Raw genomic sequence first — 22,454 nt, forward strand, 5'->3', positions numbered from 1 at the left:
GGGAAGACTCAGGGCCCTGAACTGCTGCTATACCGTCGGGGTGGCGGGATTTGAACCCACGGCCTCTTCGTCCCGAATGCCGTCGGGGCAAGATCGCTAGCAGGACATTTGGCGTTTCCGCAGGTCAGGGTGTTGGTCTGGGTGGGCCTGGGACGGTCTCGCGGGGGCTCGGGGAGCGGTTCGGCTCCCATATGGCTCCCAGCGCCCCGATGACTTCCGCCAAGGGGCGCCTATTCCAGGACGTCCAGCGCGGGTAGGGCGTCCACTATGCGAACCGTCTCCACACTGACCGTCACGATCTTCTTCAGGAGGTCGATGATGTAACGCGGCTCTTCGGACCAGTCGTTAGGGTCGTTGACGATGCCGCTCGCTTTGTCCTGCTTCACCTGATAGCGGTCGATGATCCACTCGATGGCCGAGCGGGCACCCAGCTGGTAACGGTAAGCCACCTCTGGGATGTTGGAGAGAGTGACTCGGCTATTGTAGATGATTGTTGACTTGTCCTGCTTGGAACGCAGCTTCATTTTCACGACGCGGTAGAGCTCGGTCGCATCCGTGTCTGGGGAACCGGTGACCGTCTCGTCTAGGGCGGCGTACGGCTTCACTGCTTCGTAGCTGATGTGCAGGTCCGCGAGCTTCCGACCGGCCTCCGCGAAGCCACGGAAGTCTCGGACCTTGGGGATGCGGGGCAGCGACTTTTTCAGGTCGGCCGCGAACTGCTCTCGGTAGGCGGTGGAGTGCAGCAAGCCATAGATGTAGTAGAAGATGTCGTCCTTGGTGACGGTGCTGCCGTAGGCGCTCTGGTAGTCGGCAATGGCAGCATCAGTGATGTTGTCGATGCGCTCGTGGCCAGCCGCCTCCCCCGCGGCGCTGAACAAGTCGTCGCCAGCATTCGGTGCACGGTAGGTGTATCGAGGGTAGAACTGGCCGTTGCTCGAGCCCCAGTAGGCCAGGTCCGGAATATGGTCGACAGCGTGTGCCGAGAATGGCTTGTCCGACCCCAAGCCCGTGACGTAGATTCCGATGTTATGGTGCTGGGGCGTCGGGAAGATCTGTGGAAGCTGGTAGATCATGTCGTTTAGCTGCCGGTCGAAGTAGACCCACTGCTTCATGAACGGACGATACGCGGAGGTGAAGAGCGAGGCCTCCTTGAGTGCGTAGGCGGTGCCTTGACGGAGCTGTGCTTTGTCTGCCCGGTTCCAGCTGATCTGCCTCGGGTCCAGATCGATGAACTGCTCCACATGTGCCAGGGTGGGGATCGTGATGCCGTTGGCTGCACAGTGCGCGGCAAATCCCTCCACCTGGTCGTTGTAGAAGTCGATCATCGACTCGAGGTTCATCTTGAGGCGATGATCCGAGAAGTTGTACACCCACGAGTCGCGACCGGATTTGAGGCCGCTTGAATAAAGGTGGAAAACTCCCTCCGCTCGGGTCGCCTTGTCCTTGTCACCGATTGAGCGGTACGCGAAGAACCTATCGTTCCGCTGGTTGATCCAGTCACCTTCCGGGCTTGGGGCGATCGGCTGCCACTCCACTGTGCCCAGATCCTGCGCCGCCACGATGGCGAGCTTTTGCTCGCGGCTGAGGTAGTCGCCGATGTCCCGGTAGAACAACCGGCAGCCGCCGCCGGCGCCGGCTCCACCCTTGACTAGGAGCAGGATGGCGATGGTGCTTCGGCTTCCCGAGCCGAAGACCTTGCCGCCTTCCTTCTTGGACTGCTCGCCAGCCGTTCGCTGGTTGCCCCGCAGGTTGTAGCAGTAGATCGCGTCGAACTCCTCGGCCAGGGACTTACGCAGGCCGTCTGCGGTGTTCCCGTCGATGTAACCGCCGTTGGAGACGTAGCAGACGACGCCCTCATCCTTGAGGCGGTCGGAGGCCCATCGGATCGCGCGGATGTAGGAGTCGTACAGCGAGTTCTTGTTCGTGGCCGTGGACTTCGCCGCGTAGGTTTCCGCGATACGTCGGTCCAGCTCTTCGTATTTCTGGTTCTGGTTGTCGTCGTTCTGGCTGTCCTGGCCGGCCGAATACGGCGGATTGCCGATGACGACGCGGATGTCCTGCTCTTGCTGCTTGCGTGCCCGGTCGCTATTGCCGTCGAGCAGGCCCAGGCGTAGCTGCTTGCTGCCTTCGGCCAGCTGGAAGGTATCCGTGAGAACGATGCCTTCGAAGGGTACGTAGTCGTCGCCCTGGTGCTGGTCGTGGAAGGCGGCCTCGATGTTGACGGCAGCGATGTAGTACGCCAGCAGCACGATCTCGTTGGCGTGTAGCTCGCTGGTGTACTTGCGGAGCAGGTCGTCGGGCTTGATGAGGCCGGACTGGAGCAGCCGGACGATGAAAGTGCCTGTGCCGGTGAAGGGGTCGATGATCTGGACACCTGCGTCCGAGAGCGAGGTGCCGAAGTGTTTGCCTAGTGCCTGGTTGGTGGCCCGCAGGATGAAGTCGACAATCTCGACGGGGGTGTAGACGATACCCAGCGCGTTGGCAGTCTTGGGCAGGGCCGTTTTGAAAAACTTGTCGTACAGCTCGATGATGACCCGCTGGCGGCCCTCGTGGTTGTCGATGCCCTCCGCGCGTTCCCGCACCGACTCGTAGAAGCTGTCGAGCTTCTTGGCCTCTTCGCCGATGGCTTGGTCGTCCAGGATGTCGAGCATGCGCTGCATCGCCTGGGAGACCGGGTTGTGGTTGGAGAAGGCGTAGTCGGAGAAGAGCGCGTCAAAGACCGGCTTGGTGACCAGGTGCTGGGCGAGCATGTCGATGGCGTCGGTCTCGCTGATGCCTGGATTTATGTTCGCCCGTAGCTCCTGGATGAACTCCTCGAACGCGGCCATTTTGTCCGGGAGTTTGAGTGCGGCCTTGATACGGGCGACGTGCTTCTCGGCGATCTGGGCGATGTCCTTGGCCCAGTCCTCCCAGTAGTGACGCTCGCCGACTTTGGTGACGATCTTGGCGTAGATGGCCTCGCGCCAATCCTCGACGCCGAAGGCGGCCTGTACCCATTTGGGGGCCGCGGTCGTGTCACCGGTGCCATCGCCGAGAGAGTCCTCCTCCGGACCGGCGTGGCCGACCATGATGTTGTTAGGGCGTTGCTTGTTCAGTTCCAGCTGGTTGACGGTCGCGTTGAAGCGATCGTCGTGCGCACGGAGGGCCTGGAGGACCTGCCAGACGGTTTTGAAGCGTGCGTTGTCCGCGAGGGCCTTCTCCGGGGCCATGCCCGCCGGGATACCAATGGGCAGGATGATGTAGCCGTACTGCTTGCCCTCAGCGAGGCGCATGACACGGCCAACGGACTGGACGACATCCACCACGGAGTTTCGGGGGTGGAGAAAGAGGACCGCGTCCAGATCGGGGACGTCCACACCTTCGGAGAGGCAGCGGGCGTTGGAGAGGATACGGGCTTGGTGCTCGCCCGGGTCCTGCTTGAGCCAGTCGAGCAGCATGTTGCGGCGCAGGGCATTGAAGGTGCCGTCTACGTGGTTGACCTCGCAGTTGAGGATGTCCTCGTCGGCGCCGTCGTAGGCACTGACGACCTCCGCGAACAGCTCAGTGATCTTTTTCGAGTCAGCGATGTTCTTGGCGAAGGCGACCGCGCGTTTCATCGGGGCTTCGCCGGGCTGGAATCCGGTGCCGTCAGCGAAGCTGCCCGACCGCTTGGCCAGACCGTTCCAGCAGCCGATGATCTTCACAGCGTCGTCGAGCTGAGACAGCTCGCTGTTTTCGTCGGCGAACTGCTGCTGGAGAGAGGAGGCGACGTACTCTTCATCAACAGTGAGGATGAGGACCTTGTAGTCGGTGAGTAGGCCCTGTTTGACGGCTTTGCCGAAGCCGAGTCGGTAAAACTCCGGGCCGTACAGCGTCTCATCGTCCATGGAGCACAGGACAGCGTCGTTCTGTTTGGCGTCGGACTTGGTCTCGTCGTTGTACAGACGCGGCGTCGCGGTCATGTATAGACGCCGGTTGGCCTTGAGGAAGGCGTTGTCGTGAACCTTGACGAACTGCGACTCGTCCTTGCCGACCTTGTCGGCCAGGGTGACGCCGGTGGTGCGATGGGCTTCGTCGCACAGGATGAGGTCGAAGTCGGGCAGGCCGGTCTTCTGAGCCTGGGCGACGGTGGTGATCGACTGGTAAGTGGAGAAGATTACAGAGAGGCCGTGGGTGGCTTCGGTCCGCTTCATCTGTTGGATCAGCCGGGCGGGGTCAGTGGTAGCGGGGAAGGCCAGGTCATGGGTGCTCATGTCCTGGTTGTCGCTGTTCACCGTCTGTTTGCTGGCCTTGGCATCTGAACAGACCGCAAAGCTGTGCAGTGGCGTCTGGCTCTGGGCAGTCCATTCCCGCAGGGTCTGTGACAGCAGCGAGATCGACGGAACGAGGAATAGGACGCGCGTCGGCTCGTCGCCGCCCTTCTCCGCTGCGACCCGTTCGGCGATCTTCAGCGAGGTGAACGTCTTGCCGGTGCCGCACGCCATGATCAGCTTGCCGCGATTGTGGCTGGTGAAGCCCTCGAAGACCGCGTTAACGGCTTCTTCTTGGTGCGGGCGCAGCGATTTCTTTCGCTCAAGGTGCAGTTGGATGTTCTCGCCAGGTTTCGGCCAGACGATGTCCCAATCGACGGTGCTCTGCGCGATGTCGGCCAGCCCGATCCGGGTGACCGGGATTTGCTGGCTGTTCAGCGCGTCCTCGGCGTTCTTGCCCCACTTGTCAGTGGTGGAGATGATCATGCGGCTGGTGAAAGGCGCCTTGCCGGAGGCGGTGAAGAATGAGTCGATGTCCGCCTTCTGTAGGACATGATCCGGCTCATAGAACTTGCACTGGATCGCGCAGAAGTCACCAGTGTCTCGCTCCCGAGCCACCAGGTCGATGCCAGTGTCGTTCTTGGTGCCGTTGCCCGGCCAGTCGGCCCACATCCAGACGTCGCTGAAGTGGCCGGCGTACTGAGGGTCGGTGCGCAGGTACTGGACCATGAGTTGCTCGAAGCGCGTTCCAAGATCGCGGTTCGTGTCCGCACCATCGCGGATCGTCTTGAGGATGTCGTGCACCATCGTGGCCACTGCGCCTCGGTTCCCTATTCCAGTCAGTGGGTGCACCCGTCGCGCATCGACAGTCGCACCCAAGCAGTTGCAGAGAGCCTAGTCGACGGTGCCCGGGCAGAGTCCGGAGTCAGCGGGAAACTCGCCCACCTCGATGCGTGCGGGGCCACCACCGCGAAGACTGAGGTGCCGATGGTCGTGAGGCCAAGACCGGTGATGGTCACGCTGACTGTTTGACTCAGTATCCCGGGGCCAGGTGACCTGCTGGCGGTTGAGGCCGATGTGGAAGTCGTCTCGGGCGAAGCCTTCGCTTCGGCGGCGCTGGTGGGTGGGGTTGCCCGGAAGCGGCCCGCTGACGGTGACCTGGTATTCGCCGGCGGCACGTTCCAGGCGAACCAGAGAGGTGTGGCCCCGACGTAGACAAGGAGCTCACCGAGCAGCAGTCCACGACGCGCCAGGAAGGCGTGGATGCCGCGTAGGGCCTGGGGGTCATTCATGGCGCTTGAGGCGGTGGCCACTGGTGGTGATCACGGTGACGCTGTCGGAGGCAATCGTCTCCGTGGCATGCGCAGCAAACCCCCTGCATCTGACCAGCTCAGACCGATGATGGAAAAGGCTCACTCCCTTGCCATTTGTTGTACCAGGTGATCTACTGGAAGATCGCCCGTTCGACCTGCTTGACGTCCTTCCAGGGGCACTGCATCTCGATCAGCTCCGCCTTGAAGGTGCCGTTCAGGGCCTCGGCCATGGCGTTGTCGTAGCTGTCGGCGACGGACCCGACGGAGGCGCCGATGTCGGCAAGCCGGTCGGTATACCGAATCGACACGTATTGCCTGGACTCAACCGGTCGCTGTGATGGACCAGGCCGGAGTCCTTCTTGATCCTCCGCCTCCACAGAGCCATCTCCAGCGCGTCCAGCGGAAGTTCGGTCCGCATGTGGCTCGCTACCTGCCAGCCGACGATCATCCGAGCAATGCTCAAGACCTGTGGATCGGTGTCGGGGAGACGCGCGAAGGGCGTACCTTCCCGAATGATCCTTTTGATGGTCATCGAGTAGGCCGACGTTGGTGCGTCGGTCGGGAAGGCACGCCCGTGCTTACCGTAGTGAATGAGGACGGCTCCACGCGAGACGGCTCCTTGATCGATGAGATCGTCCGTGAGGGCGCTCGGCGGATGCTGGCCGCTGCGTTGGAAGCGGAAGTCAACAGTTACATAGTCGAGTTGGCTGACCAGCGCGATGGTGACGGTCGCCGCCTGGCCGTGCGCAACGGTTACCACCAGCCGCGGATGGTCACCACGGTCGCCGGGGCGGTCGAGGTCAGGGCTCCGCGAGTGAACGACAAGCGCGTCGACGACGCCACGGGGGAGCGCAAGCGGTTCTCCTCGTCGATTCTGCCGCCGTGGTGCCGGAAGTCCCCGAAGATCAGCGAAGTCCTGCCGCTGCTCTACCTCCACGGCCTGTCATCGGGGGACTTCGTGCCCGCGCTGGAGCAGTTTCTCGGCTCGTCGGCCGGCCTGTCGCCCGCGACGGTGACCCGGCTGACCGTGCAGTGGCAGGCCGACCACACCGCGTTCCAGGACCGTGACCTGTCCGCCACGGACTACGTCTACGTCTGGGCGGACGGTGTCCACCTGCGCATCCGCTTGGAGGAGGCGAAAGCTGCGGTGCTGGTCCTGATGGGCGTGCGCGCCGATGGCACGAAGGAACTGATCGCCATAGCCGACGGATACCGCGAGTCGTCCGAGGCGTGGGCGGGGCTGCTGCGTGATTGCGCTCGCCGGGGCATGCGGGCTCCGGTCCTGGCCGTCGGCGACGGTGCGCTCGGCTTCTGGAACGCGCTGAATGAGGTGTTTCCCGACACCCGTCATCAGAAATGCTGGGTCCACAAAACCGCCAACGTGCTCGATGCTCTTCCGAAGTCCGCCCAGCCCGCTGCCAAGCGGGCCCTGCAGGAGATCTACAACGCCGAGGACAAGGATCACGCGGCCAAAGCCATCCGCGGCCTCGAGCGGGCGTACGGGGCGAAGTACCCCAAGGTTGTCAAACGGATCACGGACGATGAGGACGAGTTGCTGGCGTTCTTCGACTTCCCAGTTGAGCACTGGATCCATCTGCGCACCACCAACCCGATCGAGTCGACCTTCGCCACCGTCCGGCTCCGCACCAAGGTCACCAAGGGGGCTGGGTCCCGCGCCGCGGGACTGGCCATGGTCTTCAAACTCATCGAGTCCGCGCAAGCCCGCTGGCGGGCCGTGAACGCACCCCACCTGGTCGCCCTGGTCCGCGCCGGGGCCCGCTTCGAACGTGGCCAGCTCGCGGAGCGACCGGAAAGGCTCGCCGCATGACCGACCAGCCCTTCGACGAGGATCCCCCCGATTACCTCCGCTACCTCAGTTGCCTGCAGGATCTGGAAGATGTCCCCGAGGCGGACGAGGCCGCCCTGGTGGCCGCCGTCCTCGATGATCCGGACGTGTCGATGGCGGAGGCCGCGGTCAACCGCCACCTTGAACGTCGGGCAGCCCACCTGCTGACCGACCCAGCGTTCATCGCTTGGGCCCAAACCTTGACCCTGGCAATAGGAGACCGTCCCTTCCTCGCCCGTCGGCTGCGCGAGTGGACCCTGCTCAGGGCAATCGTGCTGGATGAGCCATGGACCGCCGAGGAACTCACCAGCGCATCCGACTGGTTCCAGCGCACTGCCTCGGTCGTACGTATGGTCACCTCACCTGAGGCCCTCAGCCTCCTCGCCGAACAGGGCCGAACCCGCCGGGTTCGGAACGCAGCGAGCCGCCGACTGATCGAGTTGGATCAACACCGACCTGACTCGATCCACAAGTCTTGACGATTTCTCCGATCATCCGGGAGTACACGTCCAGGACGAACGCCACATACCCACCCCGACCAGGTACGAACATACGTCATGTCCGCGACCCACAGCTGGTCCGGCCGGCTCGCGGTGAAGTCGCGGTCGACCAGGTCCGGTGGCCGCGGCGCCGCCGGCCACGGATCACGCCCTCCACGCCCAGCTCGGCCATCAGCCGCTCGACGGTGCAGCGGGCCACCTGGTGGCCCCTGCGCCCGAGCGCGCGGGTGATCCGGCGGGCACCGTACGTGCCGCCCGACTCCGCGTGGACCTGCTCGATCAGCAGCATGAGCTGCTCATCGCGGAGCCGACGGGCCGACTTCGGCCGCTTTCAGATCCTTTGCGACGTGCGCGATCGGGCGGCCGGTCGTCCGGACCTCACGGATCACGCGCTCACGGAGTCCATCGGGGTATTTACGGGGTGCTGGCATGGTGCTGGTGGTTCTCCTTCGCCAGGATCGTAACCCTGGCATCACGGACTCCACCAAACTCAGAGCAGCTCAGTCTGGTGTTGCAGAATAGATGGTCCGGGAGGCTGGCTTGAGGGGGATCATGGTGCTAGTCCACGTGCACGGAATTGGCAATCGCGGGGTGGAGGACGAGCAGCGAACGGCCTTGCGAAACAGCTGGTTTCGGCTCGCGTTGATGCCAGCGGCAGGCTGTCGGGCGCCCGAGTCGGCTATCTGGAATCCTTGTTGGGGCGCTCTCTTGCCCCCGCCAGCGTGGGACTGGGCCAGTCTGCGGGTTGACGGCGTCGAATCCCTCGGCGAGGACGGCCTAGTGGCCGACGACTCGGTCGCAGAGATGGTCGCGGGGGTCGTGGCTGCGTCGTCAGACGTCGCCGAAGGACGCGTGCTGGTAACGGCGGCGCGCAAGTCGCTGTTGTGGGCACTGGAGCTGCTGGCGAAGTCGGTGGAAGCGCGATCAGCCGAGGAGCGGGACACGACGGTGGCGTTCTGCCTTCGGGCCGTGGCCTATTGGGCGTGGAAGACCGACGACGGCCGACGCGGCGACGGCATCGGCTTCTTCGGGTGGCTTGGCGAGGTCGAGGCTGACATAGACTTTCTGGACCACCTGGAAGTACAACTTGAGTCCTGGCACTACGAGTTGGAGAACAGCGGCGAGCGGAAGGGCGCACCGAGCGAATGGGAAGCGTTTGGCGCGCTGCCCGTGCCACGGCCCGCCCGTGCGGCCGTGCGGCGGATCAACGCCGTCTTTGCGAGAACCGTCGCCGGCGGTATGGCCGCCGTGAGCCGACGCTTTATGCCGAAGGCTGCTTTGTTGTTCGCGGACGTTGCCGGATACCTTGCCGGGCGCGGCAGTGTTGAACGACCGGGTCCAGTCGTGAACCTGGTGGGCAAGGCGCTGGACGATGCGAGCGGGGCGGCCCGGGCGTGCGGTGATCCGTTGGTCGTCGTGGCGCACAGCATGGGCGGCAACATCGTCCACGACATCGTCTCTTTCCACCGGCCCGACGTGCACATCGACCTGTTGGTCACCGTAGGCACGCAAGTTGGCCTGTTCGAGGAGCTGAAGCTGTTCGCCGCGAGCGACTCGACATTGCCGTCCCCCCAGGTCGAAAGGGTGCCGGCGCTGCCGAACGTGACGCGGTGGATCAACGTCGTGGACGTACGAGATCCGTTGGCATTCGCAGCTAGCCCGGTGTTCGCCGGCGCCGAGGATCTAGTGTTCGACAGCGGGGCACTATTACCGCACGGCTCATATCTCACCTCGCCGGACTTCCATCGGCGACTGGCTCGCCGGGTTGCCGAGGACATCTGCTTGTGACGACACTCAGGGATATGGCCATCGACGGGCCGGCGTTGCACGCGTTCGTCATTGGCGTGGGGCGGTACGACTGGTTCAAGGGCGGTGCGCGTCAGCGGCTCAGGGCTCAGCGTGACGACCACTGTCGCAGCTTCGCGCAGTTGACGGCGCCGCCTGCATCCGCGATGGCGATGTGCGAGGCTCTGCTCGGTCCGCTGGGCGCGCGCCCGGAGTTGCCGCTGGGCAGCCTCGAGGTGGTGATCTCGGCTGAGACGTCGACCCACCTGGCAGGCGACGACGGCCTGACAGCGATCGCCCCCGCCGAGCTCCGCGAGGTGAAGACAGCGTTCGAACGGTGGTACGAGCGCTGCGATAGCCACGCGGAGAATGTCGCGCTGTTCTACTTCTGCGGTCACGGCGTGCAGATCGGCCGCGGCCCGCACGGCCTTCTGTTGCAGGACACAGGGGAGAGCTTGTTCTCCTACTTTGCTAACGCCGTCGACCTGGATCGCACGGTGCAGGGGATGGAGAACAACGCCGCCGAGAAGCAGCTATTCTTCGTCGACGCGTGCCGTGGAATGCCCTCGTCGTTGGAAGAGGCAGCGAGTCTGGACTCCATGGCGCTCAAGTCCCCAGCTGCTGTACCCCGGAGCCGTGATCGGCTGGTGCTGCGGTCCACCGACGTCACCGCCGACGCGTATGCCCGCCTCAAATCGCCGTCGCTGTTCACCCGTGCGGTACTGAGGGCGCTGTGCATGCCGCGCGAGCCTCGACAGGGCTCGCGGTGGGAGGTCACGACGGACACCATCGGGCCGTATGTCCGCCAGCTTACTGAGTGGCCGGGACTACGTGCACCAGACGAGCCACGCCAGGTGTGCGACTCCTCCCTCAGCTCTACTAAGGGCGGAACTCTGTTTGCGTTCGATGCGTGCCCGCCGGTGCCGTTTCACTTCGACACGAATCCTGGTGACGCGCTTTCATCGGCCGCGTGGACACTGTCCGAGCGTATTGGCGGTAATCCCATCCAGCAGCGCGACCCGGGTCCTGACCCGTGGCAGGGCGAGGGTCCCAGCGGTCCGGCACGCGTCGACGCCGACTTCGTTAACGGCCGATTCACCGCGACCGGTTTCGACGTGTGGCTGTCTCCGCCAAGCCACGAAAGCACTCTCACTTTGGGAGAGCTGTGAGTACCCGCACGGAGCGGACCGCCGTGCTCGCCCCAACCCTGCCCGCTGCTGGCGTGGGCACAGTCGTTGGCGCGGCGGAGATCTTGGACCGCCGCAATCATGTCCTGGACCGTTTTCCGCTCTGTGCCGACCGCCCGCATACGGTGGAGCTGCGTGCTGGCGAGCGGTTCCTGCTGCGCGGCTGGTCACCGTACGTGCCGCTGCGCCGCACGCTTGTCACCGGCGGAGACCCGACGGCGCGCCTTGGGACGGTCGCCACTACGGAGTCGCGGCCATCAGATAGAGAGCGGCACAGCACGAGCGGGTGGCTGTGTCTGTGGCAGGGGGATCGAAGTGGTGCCAACAGGTGGGTGCCCCTGGCGACCTCGGCCCTGCGTGACGCGGAGGCGGACGCGACGGCGTTTGTCCCGATGGGTACGGCCGAACATCAGTTCGTCGTGCAACTGGGTGGCGGCAGACGTGCCCCTGCCTGCACGATGGTGCCGCCCGGCTTGCCTATGACCGTTGACCCGGTGGAGGGCCTGGCCAGCAGCCGTCTGGGGCTGCGGCCGACGGCCGACTCCGGCTATACCTTGCTGGAGGCCCTGCGGCGCGGCGAGTCCCTGTGGGCGGGAGCCGTTGCGCAAGCGTGGCGGCCGCTGCCTGCCACCCGGCCACGAGCCGGGGAGTCGACCCTCTTCGACCTGGCCGTCGCGTATCTGCGGTGCCGCCAAGGGGACGTCGATTGGGTCGACGCGTGGCTGTCCTCGCGCTCGGATCTGCCCAGATCGCAAGCCGACGCAGGTGACATCGCCGCACTGTCGGCCTGGGTCGCGCGTCGGAGGGGCGGCCGCGAGTCGCACGAGTCGGCGTTGCGCGAGGTCCTCGACCATTGGGTACTCCCCTTGACCGGTGAAGGGCTTGGCCTGCTCTACGAGGACCTGATCCGGCAACCGGAGCCGAACCGCCACATTGAGTCGCGCGTGATGCCGTTGATGGCGGCTATGCATCCCTCGGCCCTGCTTACGTACACGGCTCCGGAGCCCGACAAGCCGAGGGCGTTCGTACGTCGAGGCGATCGGTCCCCTCATGGGCCGGTGCGGAAGTTCTCGCTGGGCACGCAGGACGGCTCCGGGGTTCGCCTGAGGTTGAATCGTACGTCGACGCCCGCAGAGGTTTGGGAGCCGGTGTCGGTCGCCGCTCAGGAAGCATCGGGCGGCACAGAGTATGACCTAATCGTCCGCTGTGGCCCCCGCCGCGTGGATCGCGACCTATTGTGGGAGCTGGCTCGCGTCGTCATGGACGCGGGCGTGCACGGTGCCGAGCTGCGGTTCACGACGCCCAACCAAATGGTCATTCCGCTTAGCGGCGTCTCGACCCCTTCCCGCGACCGACTCGTGAGGATCGTCCAGGGGTGGTGGGCCGGCGCACCCCACGTCGGCACCCTCACCCTCACCACCCCAATGGGCAGGGTCCTTCTCGATCACGACGTCGCAGACGACCCCTATCCCCGCGCGCTTGAGGAGCTGGTGCACACCGACGAGGACTGACCTCGGGAGGTGCTGCGGGCCGATCGGGTCTGGTGCAGAGTTGGGTGACAGGTTGACCTGCCCCACGTCCTGGGTTCCAGTTTTGATTGGTGATTGACAGCCCTTCACGGAAGGCTGGCAGTCAGTCGCGTTGTCGTACCGGCCGTGCGGGATGTGTCTCGAACCGGAGTTCCCGTTCTTTGGGTAGTGGCTGTGGGGCCGGCGCATAAGGGTGGGGCCTTCTGAACAGTTCGGTGGTGTCGAATCAACGAGCAACGTCAGGAGGCCCCGGTGTTGGAGTGTTCCGTGTGGATGGCCGGGCGGTCCAGTTCGGTCACTCGGGGGTGTGACTGTCTGGCACACTGGTTCGGAAACGCCGCCGACAACGGCACGCGCCGGCGTCGGTATCCGTCGGACATGACGGACGCTGAATGGGCCGCGGTCCGGCCGTTGCAGCCGGTGCCGGGCTGGATGCGGGGCCGGGGCGGGCAGCCGGAGGTCTACTGCCACCGGGCCATACTGGACGCTGTCCGCTATCTGGTCGACAACGGCATCAAGTGGCGAGAAATGCCGGCCGACTTCCCGCGGTGGGACCCGGTCTACGCGTTCTTCCGCCGCTGGCGCGACCACGGTCTGGCCCGGGAGTTCCACGACCGGCTCCGTGACCGGGTCCGCACCCGTGCGGGCCGTGATACCGAGCCGACGGCCGCCGTGATCGACTCACAGTCGGTCAAGGCGGACGCCTTGGTCGGCATCGACAGCCGCGGCTTCGACGGCGGCAAGCTGATCAACGGGCGAAAGCGTCACTGGTGGTCGACACCTTCGGCCTGCTGCTGGGCGTGATGGTCACTGCCGCGGACATCGGGGACCGCACCGGACCCGGCTCGGTCAGCCAGCCCCGCGCGACCAGACGCTTCGCCTTCGACCGCAAACCCTCCACCCGCGCCGGCACCACGTCCATCCCGAACACCGCGGCCATCTCCTGGCACGTCAGCGGCCCCTGACGAAGCCGCACGCGGTCCGCGAGCGTCTGCACGATCCGCCGGTAGTCCAGCGACAACACCGACCGATCAAGGCCCTCACACCACACCGGCACCTGCGACCTCGGCTTGACCGCATCCCCGGACGGCGACGGCACATCCGCGTCCAACGGATCCGAGGTGACCTCCGTACCAGCGGTGCCGGCACCGGGAGCCAGGACCGCATCAACCCGCCTACGGGCGACAGCCCACTCCTGCCATTCCTGCTCCGCCGCGGCCAACTCAGCCTGGATCCGATCGGCCTCCTCCCGCAACCCGTCGACACGACGGCGAGCAGCGAGCTCGTGCTGTTCCAGCAGTCCGACAACCGACGGCATCCCGGCCTCCCCGGCGAGCGACAACCCGACAGGCCACAACTCCCACCGAATCACCGACCCTATGTCTGACCAGCGAAAACGCTGCCCTCAAGTTCGGAACGACAAGAGCGACTGACAGCGACGGCACCCTCGGCGGCCTCGTGCAGCTCAGCGAACCGCAGCGCCTGCAGGGCGTCGTCGCCAGTGCGCTCAGTAAGGCCGCTCGTTACTCGTCCGACCCGATCTGCACCAAACGCACCCCGCAGAAACCCGAGGACTTCCTGCACGGCGCCGCCTGCCACTGCTGCGTCATGGCCTCTGAGACCTCCTGCGAGCGCGCCAACCGCTTCCTCGACCGCCGCTTCCTCCTGGACCTGCCCGGTAGCACCCTCGGCTTCTTCCAGGCCACTGAATGAGCGGACCTCCGACCGCCGTGGCTGCGCCTTGGCTGCTCGGCCGGCTCCTCACCGGCACTGAGGCCAAGGATGTGGCCGACCGCCTGGCCGACAGCGACACCTTGACTACGGCACTCAAGGTTGTTGCATCCAGTCGCAGGGCAGAGGCTCGGCAGCTCCTGGACGCAATTGGGCGCGGCCCCGCAGCGCGGCACGAGTACGTGCTCGTCCTGCGCGCGATCGAGGGCGCGCGGGCACTCCCCAGCAGGCTGTCACCCTTGTGGACGATGCCGGGCCACCTCGCCCAGAGTGGCCCGCTCACCACGTCCGTGAGCCGCATAGTGGACAGCGCCCGCCACGCGATCACCTGCTCCACCTACAACTTCCAGCGCAGCTCTGCCCTCTGGGCCTCCCTGCGATCGGCGGCCCAGCGTGATTCCGTCGCCGTCCGTGTCTACCTCGATGCCCGTGCCGCCGACAACAACAGCCACCACTGGTCCCCGTCCACCTCCGAAGTGGCCGCTCACCTTGCTCCGGCAGAGGTGTGGCGGACCAAGGAATTCGACGGCGGCTACGTCCGCAACCACGCCAAGTTTCTCGCAGTCGATCACCATCTCCTGCTCGTCACCAGCGCGAACTTCTCCTGGAGCGCAGAGAACAACAACGTCGAGTTCGGCGTCCTCGTCGACAACCCGAGCCTCACCGAAGCCGTCGAGCGGGAACTGCACGAGGTAGAGGGAACCCTTTATGAGCAGGTCCGCTGAAGACGTTGTGTGCTCTCGAAAGGCGAAGCGTGGGTGCGGAGTAGAAGCGTCTGAACAATGCGGCTGACGGTGGCGCACTCGATCCTCCCCGCTGTCAGTGGTCGCTCATAGAATGGCTGCATGGCTAACGGCGTGTGGCACACCCGGCACGGCATAGAGATCAATTTATCGCTGCCCGACCTCGGTCACCCGAACCGTCCCGACCTACTCCGAGAGATCACTGCGAACATCGCGGAGCGCGATCCGCGGTTACTCGAATGCCTGGCCCATCACGACGGGCGGCAGTGCCTCTCGGAGGCCGGTGGCAAGTCGCCCTGGATGTTTATCCGCCGCGGCCGGATCGGCGGTCGCCGTCCTTTGGTCGCCTCCCACCTGCCGGTGACGCACAAGGCGACTCCTGCAGAAAGTGAGCAGCACAAGGCCACGAAGGAACGGGTCGTCGACACCGCCATCGGGTACGGCCTGGAGGCTGAAGCCGAGGTCTCCATGGCTAATCGGCGGAGTGTCTCGGATGCCGTCGTCACAGGTCCTGATGGCCTGCGGATTGGCTGGGAGATCCAGTACCACCACCTCAGTCCGAGCAGTGTGCACCGACGGTCGGTCAATGCGGTGGACCAAGGGATCACGCCCCTGTGGGTGGCGAAGGATCGCACGGCGTCCTTGATTGACCGGGCGCCGTGGGTCCGTGTGGACGACATGCTGTGGAGGGACATCGCCGGTGGCAAGGAGATGCTGATTCGCGGTGGATACCGGCACCTTCAGGTCTGGAAGTGCGTTCCGAGTAGCGCGCGTCATTGCCTCGTCCGGGAGGGGGCCGGCCACTGTGGAGCCATGCATGCGGACTGGTTCGTGCCCGCGCTATGCCTGCCCGAGAAGCGGCCGGTGCACATAGAGGACATGGTTCTGCAGAGCGCCACGGGTGAGAGCGTCCCGGTCTACGTACCTAGCCGCGGAGGAGGTCGCGCGGGCCGTCATATGTGGGTCTCGGTCGACGACCGTGCTCTCTGGGAGGAACTGGTCGGGGAGAAGGAATCCCTCCCAGCGGCCTCAGCCTCGGAGAACGACGACATGATTACTTTCGCAGAGCAGGAGGTCGACCGTAGCTGCCGTGCCGGCGAAGAGGGTTGGTTCGTCAGTGATGCCCGGCCCGTCCGTGATCGCTCGCAGCCGACCGGCGGCTTCACTCTTTCCCGGATGCCGGTCCGGCGGCCCCGCGACCCGATGCGGATCACCCACGTGGAGCGAGTCGCAGCCTCTGCCGCACTGGGTTGCCCACCCTGGGAGCTTGGGCCGTGTGCGGAGTGCGGTCAGCTTCTGCGCAGGTACGGGCGGTTCGCGGCCATGTATTGCCGCTCTTGCCGCGAGCTTCTCAACGGCGGGTAGTCGGGCGCCGTCCGAGGCCGCTGCCCGCTGTAGCTACGGCTCGGCAGGCAGCGCGACCTGTCGCCGCTATGGCACAGCATCCTATGATCGTTGTTCCGTGTGAGAGGGGTGGGGCTGTGGGGGCGGACGGATCGGTGGAGCGTCGGGGGCAGGAAGCGCGGCGTAAGGAGAGGGAATTACGGGAGCGGTGGCGGGCCGCTCACCAGGTGGTCCGGCGGTGGGGGCGGGCGAGCGAGGGGGAGCGGCAGGTCGCCGCTCAGCTGCTCACGCTGACTGGCAGAGGGGGCTGGCGGCTGCTGGCCGACCGCCGCTGGCCCGGCGCGGTTGAGGCGGGCGCGTACATGGTGCTCATCGGCCCCGCCGGGATCTTCGTCGTCGACGTCAAGGACTGGGAAGCCGAACCGTTGGTCGTCGACGGCCAGCTCGAGGCGGCCGGGGAGTCTCGGGACGGCGACGTTCAGCGGCTCCTGCAGGTGACACGCACCGTGGAGGAGGCGTCGGCGGAGCTCGGGATGTCTCCCGTGGCCGTGCAACCGCTCGTGGTCTTCGCGGGCAAGCAGCTCGACGCGGCGCCGCTGGGAAGAGTCCACCTTCTCGGGGAGCGTGAGGTCGGCCCATGGCTCATATCTCGCAGCCTCCGACTGCGCCCAGCGTTGGTGCGCCTTCTCGCCGGGCATCTTGAGGAGACCCTCCAGCAGTACGAGAAGGCATCGGTGGAGGAGGCTCCGCAGCCCGCAGGCACGGCGGCTTCCGATGCCGAACCGCTTGGGCTCTTCGACGTCGACGCGATGCGGGACGCCGCTCTCGACGAGGCCATGCGCGCGCCCATCGAGAAGTGGATGACGTTCCTCCACCCCGACCAGGCCGCGCTGGTCCGCCGCAACTGGGCAGGTCCCGCCCGGATCAGCGGTCCGGCCGGCACCGGCAAGACCGTAGTTGCCCTGCACCGAACGGCTCACCTAGCCCAGCGCACGACCGGCCGCGTCCTGTACGTGACGTTCGCGAGTAACCTGCCGCGCGTTCAGCAGACGTTCCTTTCCTCCCTCGCCCCGCACGTCGCCGACCGCGTGGACTTTCACAGCCTGCACGCATGGGCACTCGACTACTTGCGGTCGCAGGAAGTGCAGGTGAACCTGAGCGCGGAGAAGGCGGAGACCGCGTTCAGCCTGGCCTGGCGACGGGTCGGCCGCGAGAGCGCCCTGGCCGATCTCGTCCCCCAGCCGCAGTACTGGCACGACGAGATCACATACGTCATCAAAGGCCGCGGCGTAACCGCCTTCGACGACTACGTCACCGTGCGGCGGCCCGGCCGCCACACGGTGCTCCGGCGTCACCACAAAGAGGCCGTCTGGGCGCTGTACGAGGCGTACGAGTCAAACCGTAGCGAGCGCGGAGTACACGACTTCAGCGACCTGTTGTCCCTCGCGCTGGCCGAGGTACAGGGAGGCGCCAGGCCGCCTTACGCCGCGGTGATCGCTGATGAGGTCCAGGACCTCACCCTCGTTGGGGCCAAGCTCCTGTACGCCCTGGTCGGCGACGCACCGAACGGCCTGCTGCTGGTGGGTGACGGTCAGCAGGCCGTCTACCCAGGAGGCTTTCGGCTGTCCGACGCGGGCATCGAGGTCCGCGGCGACCGCGGCCAGGTGCTGCGCCTCAACTACCGGAACCGCAAGGAGATTCTTGAGGCCGCCATGGACGGCGTCGCGGAGGACTCCTTCGAGGACATCGACGGTGAACGCCTCTCGGGGCGTCGGGATGTGGAAGCCGAGTACCAGGAAGGAGCGGTAGAGCGGGGCGAGTGGCCGACATCGGAGGAGCATGACAAGGTGCTGGTGGAGGCTTTGAGCAGTCTCGACGCGGAACAGCAGGCAGATTCGGCCGTGCTGTGCTCGACCAAGCGTTTGCTGGAACACTATTCGCAGCTGCTCGGCCGGTCAGGTATTCCGGTCGTCTTGCTGGAGCGGTACGACGGGCGCTCGGTGCCCGGCGTGAAACTCGGCAGCTACCAGCGCTCGAAGGGACTGGAGTTCAAGCGCGTCTACCTCCCGCGACACGACGCGGCGATGCCCAAAAGCGAAGGGAATGCGGAGGCTGATCGCGAGCGCCGCGAACTCGGCCGACGCCAACTCTTCGTGGCGACGACGCGAGCTCGTGACTTCCTCTGGACGGGCAGCGTGACGCCAGCCGACAGCGCTCAGCCAGGCTGACCCTGGATGAGGCCGTTCCTTAGGGCGCGGATGTGCGATGCCCTTCGTTCTCTTCGATCTCGACAACACGCTCGTGGGCCAGTGGGTAACGGTCGCCTGCTGGGCCGCTGAGTTCACCTCCCGGCGCGGCCTGGGGACGAGGAGGAGGCCCACGTCATGGGGTCGTTGGCAGATCAAGAGTGTCCGGCGACTTTCGAGGCGATCTGGCGGGTTGCGCAGCGCAATGCCATTGGGGTGATCGCCGCGAGGACGGCGACGCTGCGCTCACCCAAGACCAGCACGCTGCGCCCGTTCGTCTGGTCGATTGGGAGGTCGTGCACGCTTTGCCGCGATCTACCGACGTGAGATTGTAGCGGCGGGCGTAATTCTCGGTAAGCCCGGAATCTCCCTGTCGGATTCCCGTTGGCCACCAGTGGTGCAACCGCCGTGAAAGTGAACTGGAAATTTCCTGCAGTATTATTCTATGACTGAAGCGGTCGGGCAACAACACCGACGGAAGAGCTGAGCCACTGAGGTCTGGTGGCTTACTGCGAAATCTTGCCGCTCTACCCTCCCTGGCCAGCTATGCTCAGCGTCAACGCGTTGAAGGAGACAAGTAGCGGCGGGATCCGCGAGCAGAGAGAGCTGCTGGTAGCTGTGAAGGCAGCCTCGCGCCCCACGTGAAGACCCTCCCGAGCGCGGGGAGGAACAGCCGTTCGATACGGCCCAATGCCCCGCCGACTGGCCCCCGTGACCGGGTCCGAATGAGGTCGTCGCCATCTGGTGGCGGCAAAGGCGTGGTGGCACCGCGAGTCCCCTTCTCGCCCACGCCCCGAAGGGATCATGACGACGCCCCTGGAGGGCCGAGATGATCCACACGACCACCCGCGTATTGGTCTCCGACCTGCGAGAACACGTCGGCGAGACCGTTTCTGTCTGCGGCTGGGTGAACGCCCTCAGGCTGCAGCGCAAGATGCAATTCGTCATCGTCCGCGACCACACCGGAATGGTGCAGGTCACCCACAAACGTGGCGGCGAGAGCGACAGCACCGAAGCCGCTCTGGAGAGCCTGACCACCGAGTCCGCGGTCAGGATCACCGGCCGCGTAGTCGACAACCCGATCGTGAACCTCGGCGGCCTGGAGATCGTGCCCGAGCAGGTCGAGGTGCTGAACCGAGCCGAGACGCCCCTGCCGATCGACGAGAACACCGGCTTGGAGCACCGCCTCGACTGGCGGTTCCTCGACGTGCGGATGCGTCCGCAAGCACAGCTGCTGTTCGCCGTGCAGACCACCCTCGAGCAGGGCATGCGCGAGTACGCCTACAGCCAGGGCTGCACCGAGATGCACACCCCGAAGCTGATGGGAACCGCGAGCGAGTCCGGGGCCGAGGTATTCAAGCTCGGCTACTTCGATCGCTCCGCGTACCTAGCGCAGAGCCCACAGTTCTACAAGCAGATGGCGATTTCCGCCGGCATCGACAAGGTGTTCGAGATCGGCCCCGTTTTCCGCGCCGAGCCGTCGTTCACATCGAGGCATGCGACGGAGTTCACCGGCGTGGACGTGGAGCTCGCCTGGATCGACGACGTCGAGGACGTCATGGTCTTCGAGGAGCAGATGCTCACCCACGCCATCGCCACGGTCGCCGACGTTCACGGTGAGGCGATCCGCGAGACCTTCGGCGTCGAGGTCACGGTCCCCACGACGCCATTTCCACGGGTGACCATGGCGGAAGCCCAGAAGATCCTGCGGGCGGGCGGCTGGGACCCTGCCGGTGAGAAGGAGGACCTGGACCCGGAGGGCGAGCGCGGTATCTCCGCGCACTTCGAGGAGAAGACCGGGCACGAGTGGGTGTTCATCACGCACTACCCGACAAGCATCCGCCCCTTTTATCACATGCGCCCAGAAAGCGACCCGGGCTCGACGCTGAGCTTCGACCTGCTGTGGAAGGGCCTGGAGGTCACCACCGGCGCCCAGCGTGAGCACCGGTACGACGTGCTGCTCAAGCAGGCCGCTGAAAAGGGCATGAGAACCGAGCCGTTGCAGGACTACCTGAACGCTTTCCGCTTCGGCTGCCCGCCGCACGGAGGCCTCGGTATGGGCCTGGGCCGGGTACTGATGGTCCTGCTCGGACTCGACTCCATCCGCGAGGCCGCCTTCCTCTTCCGCGGACCGAACCGGCTCACCCCGTAGAACCCGTGCCGTTTCATGGGATTGGGGCGGTCGGCACTCTTGCTGACCGCCCCAGCATGGTCGTGTCACTTGCCTCGCGTGTAGCGCGTTCGTCGGCCCCGGTACTGGTGGCCGAGTGCCATCCTGTGCCTTGCCCGTCCGGGAGGACCGGTCAGTAGCGGACGTTGCGGAGATCGTGCATCCAGGCTTCGTCGGGATGCTTGTCCCAGTAGGCGCGCAGCGCCAACTCCCGCTCTGAGAAGCGGCCCTGATGGCAGAGCCCGCCGTGGGCGAGGGTGATACTCATCGCGAGTGGTGACTCGGTGGTCACCCAGTGCGGGGTCAAGGCGTGACTCCACAGCCGGTCGCCCGGCTCCATACGGACAGAGAGCCGGTCGGCGGGCGCGTGCTCGGGTGGCTCCTCGGCGGTGGTCTCGCCGACGACCGCGGCGTCGGCGGAGAGGATGCGGTCGGGGTCGTAGAAGCTGTGGAACGTCTTGGTGCCTTCGATCTGCCAGACCAGGCCGTGGGAGTTGTCGTTGTGATACGTCGACGCGGCGCCGGCTGTGGACAGGAAGAGCTGGGGCGCGCACCGTTGCCACGTGTATCCCCAGCCGGACATCCGGGTGCGCCAGGGGATCATGACCTGTTCTTGGAAGCCGGCGAGGATGGCGGGGTAGAAGCGGGTGAGGTTGAAGTGCACCAGACGGAACGGCCACGTGACGATCTCGTCGATCGGGGCGGTGCGGAAGGCGGCGGTGCGATCCATGCGGAGCGCCCAGTCGTCGGCGCCGAGAATCGTGAACCTTACATCCTCGTCCTGTCGGACCTCGTCGAGAACGTCGATGGCGAGCGGGGGGCTGTAGTCGAAGCTGATCAGTTCCCTGTGGACCAGGAAGTTCGGCGGGATGCGCCAGCGGTTGAGGAACTCGTCTCGGGTTCTGATGGGGTTTGTCATGGGCTGCTCGCAGGTGGGGGTTCGGCGCGGCAGATGGCCGCGCAGGAAGGGGTGGTCCACTCCTGGGGCTCGGCGTCGAGGAAGTCGCGGATTGTCGTCCTGGGGGCGGTCACGCTCACTGAGGCTTTGCCGTACGGACAACGGCGGATCTCACCTGCCGCGGACACGTACAGGGACCTGCCCTGGCAACGTCGCCTCCCAGGCGGTTCGCGGTGCAGGGCCTGGAGGTCTTGGACGTGTCGGCGGAAGCGCGGCGTGAGGCGGAAGTGGGCGCCCAACAGGGTGGTGTCGTCGCTCTGCTGACGGAGATAGTCGGTCACGCTCCACCCGGCGCGAGCCCGGTCGGCTTCGTCGAGCATGACCGGACTGAATTGGACCTCTGTCTTCGATTCGGCAACCAGATCGTGCAGGGCGCGGCACTCGGCATCGGTGAGCTGCCAGTAGGTGACGTGCAAGACCCTGCCCAGTGTGACGCTGAGCTTGTCGAGGGTAGCCATCCCCGTGGCGGCGCTGCGTTGGGTCCGACCGAGCCTCATCGCGGCGGCTGAGTCCGCGGACACGGTGACGTTGGCCAGCAGATGCGCCACTTCCTCCAGCCGCTCCACGTCCTCGGGAATGCGGGCGGAAGTGACCGCGGAGATCGGCATACCGAACTGATGGGCCAGGCGGACGAGTTGCCGCAGTTCCGGATGGTGGGCAGGCTCGCCACCAGTGAGACAGATCTCTTCGGCACCTGCTTCCTTCAGTCGGGACAGGCTGCGAGTGTAGAGGGGCAGGGCGAGGTAGCCGTGGGCTCGGTCGGCGCGGAAGCAGAAACCACATGCGATCTTGCAATGGCCGGCGGTGCTGATCAGCGCCGACCGAAACCTCCCACGGCCGGTCCGTGGTGCGGGCGGCGTGGTCACGGTGTGG

The 22,454-nt window shown here is 65.6% G+C and carries 16 protein-coding genes and 1 pseudogene; 11 read left to right on the forward strand and 6 right to left on the reverse strand.

Features of this window, described 5'->3' with window-relative positions:
* Positions 1 to 230: 230 nt before the first annotated feature.
* Positions 231 to 5,036 (reverse strand): DEAD/DEAH box helicase, encoded by a 4,806-nt coding sequence (locus tag OG900_22620; GenBank protein WUH95879.1) that lies wholly within the window; start codon positions 5,034 to 5,036, stop codon positions 231 to 233.
* Positions 5,037 to 5,730: 694 nt separating this feature from the next.
* Positions 5,731 to 6,008 (reverse strand): annotated as a pseudogene (locus OG900_22625) (IS3 family transposase).
* A gap of 108 nt (positions 6,009 to 6,116) precedes the next feature.
* On the opposite strand from OG900_22625, the gene OG900_22630 reads away from it, so the two are divergent.
* Complete coding sequence (locus tag OG900_22630; GenBank protein ID WUH92625.1) at positions 6,117 to 7,370, forward strand: IS256 family transposase; 1,254 nt, start codon at positions 6,117 to 6,119, stop codon at positions 7,368 to 7,370.
* A complete protein-coding gene (locus tag OG900_22635; GenBank protein ID WUH92626.1) occupies positions 7,367 to 7,867 on the forward strand; it encodes a hypothetical protein in 501 nt (166 codons plus the stop codon). Before OG900_22630 ends, OG900_22635 begins: the two co-directional genes overlap by 4 nt.
* 76 nt (positions 7,868 to 7,943) lie before the next feature.
* On the opposite strand, the gene OG900_22640 is transcribed toward OG900_22635, so the two are convergent.
* Entirely contained in the window at positions 7,944 to 8,177 is a 234-nt protein-coding gene (locus tag OG900_22640) for an IS3 family transposase (GenBank protein ID WUH92627.1), read from the reverse strand.
* 491 nt (positions 8,178 to 8,668) lie between these two features.
* On the opposite strand from OG900_22640, the gene OG900_22645 reads away from it, so the two are divergent.
* The 4 genes from OG900_22645 (at position 8,669) to OG900_22660 (ending at position 13,193) form a co-directional block, all read left to right on the forward strand.
* Positions 8,669 to 9,676: a lysophospholipase gene (locus tag OG900_22645; GenBank protein ID WUH92628.1), complete on the forward strand. Its 1,008-nt coding sequence runs from the start codon at positions 8,669 to 8,671 to the stop codon at positions 9,674 to 9,676.
* 14 nt (positions 9,677 to 9,690) lie between these two features.
* Positions 9,691 to 10,842: a caspase family protein gene (locus tag OG900_22650; GenBank protein WUH92629.1), complete on the forward strand. Its 1,152-nt coding sequence runs from the start codon at positions 9,691 to 9,693 to the stop codon at positions 10,840 to 10,842.
* Positions 10,839 to 12,371 carry a hypothetical protein gene (locus OG900_22655; protein ID WUH92630.1) on the forward strand — a complete coding sequence of 511 codons (1,533 nt, stop codon included), beginning with the start codon at positions 10,839 to 10,841 and terminating at the stop codon, positions 12,369 to 12,371. The genes OG900_22650 and OG900_22655 overlap by 4 nt, the downstream gene beginning before the upstream one ends.
* Before the next feature lie 396 nt (positions 12,372 to 12,767).
* Entirely contained in the window at positions 12,768 to 13,193 is a 426-nt protein-coding gene (locus OG900_22660; protein WUH92631.1) for a transposase, read from the forward strand.
* On the opposite strand, the gene OG900_22665 is transcribed toward OG900_22660, so the two are convergent.
* Complete coding sequence (locus tag OG900_22665) at positions 13,138 to 13,707, reverse strand: hypothetical protein (GenBank protein WUH92632.1); 570 nt, start codon at positions 13,705 to 13,707, stop codon at positions 13,138 to 13,140. The genes OG900_22660 and OG900_22665 overlap by 56 nt on opposite strands.
* Before the next feature lie 140 nt (positions 13,708 to 13,847).
* On the opposite strand from OG900_22665, the gene OG900_22670 reads away from it, so the two are divergent.
* The 5 genes from OG900_22670 (at position 13,848) to aspS (ending at position 20,605) form a co-directional block, all read left to right on the forward strand.
* The gene (locus OG900_22670; GenBank protein ID WUH92633.1) at positions 13,848 to 14,102 is read left to right on the forward strand and encodes a hypothetical protein; all 255 of its coding nucleotides are present in this window, start codon (positions 13,848 to 13,850) and stop codon (positions 14,100 to 14,102) included.
* Positions 14,099 to 14,845: a DISARM system phospholipase D-like protein DrmC gene (drmC, locus tag OG900_22675; protein ID WUH92634.1), complete on the forward strand. Its 747-nt coding sequence runs from the start codon at positions 14,099 to 14,101 to the stop codon at positions 14,843 to 14,845. The genes OG900_22670 and drmC overlap by 4 nt, the downstream gene beginning before the upstream one ends.
* A 120-nt stretch (positions 14,846 to 14,965) precedes the next feature.
* Entirely contained in the window at positions 14,966 to 16,228 is a 1,263-nt protein-coding gene (locus OG900_22680; protein WUH92635.1) for a hypothetical protein, read from the forward strand.
* 83 nt (positions 16,229 to 16,311) lie between these two features.
* On the forward strand, positions 16,312 to 18,435 hold the full coding sequence (locus OG900_22685; GenBank protein WUH92636.1) for a UvrD-helicase domain-containing protein: 2,124 nt from the start codon (positions 16,312 to 16,314) through the stop codon (positions 18,433 to 18,435).
* Between the two features lie 847 nt (positions 18,436 to 19,282).
* Positions 19,283 to 20,605, forward strand: a complete 1,323-nt coding sequence (gene aspS, locus OG900_22690; GenBank protein ID WUH92637.1) for an aspartate--tRNA(Asn) ligase — start codon at positions 19,283 to 19,285, stop codon at positions 20,603 to 20,605.
* A gap of 151 nt (positions 20,606 to 20,756) precedes the next feature.
* Here aspS and OG900_22695 read toward each other — a convergent pair whose 3' ends face one another.
* Together OG900_22695 and OG900_22700 are read right to left on the reverse strand one after the other, a co-directional pair.
* On the reverse strand, positions 20,757 to 21,542 hold the full coding sequence (locus OG900_22695; GenBank protein WUH92638.1) for a hypothetical protein: 786 nt from the start codon (positions 21,540 to 21,542) through the stop codon (positions 20,757 to 20,759).
* A complete protein-coding gene (locus OG900_22700) occupies positions 21,539 to 22,447 on the reverse strand; it encodes a radical SAM protein (GenBank protein WUH92639.1) in 909 nt (302 codons plus the stop codon). Before OG900_22700 ends, OG900_22695 begins: the two co-directional genes overlap by 4 nt.
* Between the last annotated feature and the right edge of the window lie 7 nt (positions 22,448 to 22,454).

The organism is Streptomyces sp. NBC_00433, assembly GCA_036015235.1.
Taxonomy (GTDB): Bacteria; Actinomycetota; Actinomycetes; order Streptomycetales; family Streptomycetaceae; genus Actinacidiphila.

Coding starts and splice junctions, on each gene's coding strand:
- OG900_22685 (WUH92636.1), top strand. CDS start 16,312: ATGATCGTTGTTCCGTGTGAGAGGGGTGGGGCTGTGGGGGCGGACGGA.
- OG900_22640 (WUH92627.1), bottom strand. CDS start 8,177: ATGCTGCTGATCGAGCAGGTCCACGCGGAGTCGGGCGGCACGTACGGT.
- OG900_22660 (WUH92631.1), top strand. CDS start 12,768: ATGACGGACGCTGAATGGGCCGCGGTCCGGCCGTTGCAGCCGGTGCCG.
- OG900_22635 (WUH92626.1), top strand. CDS start 7,367: ATGACCGACCAGCCCTTCGACGAGGATCCCCCCGATTACCTCCGCTAC.
- OG900_22680 (WUH92635.1), top strand. CDS start 14,966: ATGGCTAACGGCGTGTGGCACACCCGGCACGGCATAGAGATCAATTTA.
- OG900_22650 (WUH92629.1), top strand. CDS start 9,691: ATGGCCATCGACGGGCCGGCGTTGCACGCGTTCGTCATTGGCGTGGGG.
- OG900_22665 (WUH92632.1), bottom strand. CDS start 13,707: ATGCCGTCGGTTGTCGGACTGCTGGAACAGCACGAGCTCGCTGCTCGC.
- aspS (WUH92637.1), top strand. CDS start 19,283: ATGATCCACACGACCACCCGCGTATTGGTCTCCGACCTGCGAGAACAC.
- OG900_22620 (WUH95879.1), bottom strand. CDS start 5,036: ATGGTGCACGACATCCTCAAGACGATCCGCGATGGTGCGGACACGAAC.
- drmC (WUH92634.1), top strand. CDS start 14,099: ATGAGCGGACCTCCGACCGCCGTGGCTGCGCCTTGGCTGCTCGGCCGG.
- OG900_22695 (WUH92638.1), bottom strand. CDS start 21,542: ATGACAAACCCCATCAGAACCCGAGACGAGTTCCTCAACCGCTGGCGC.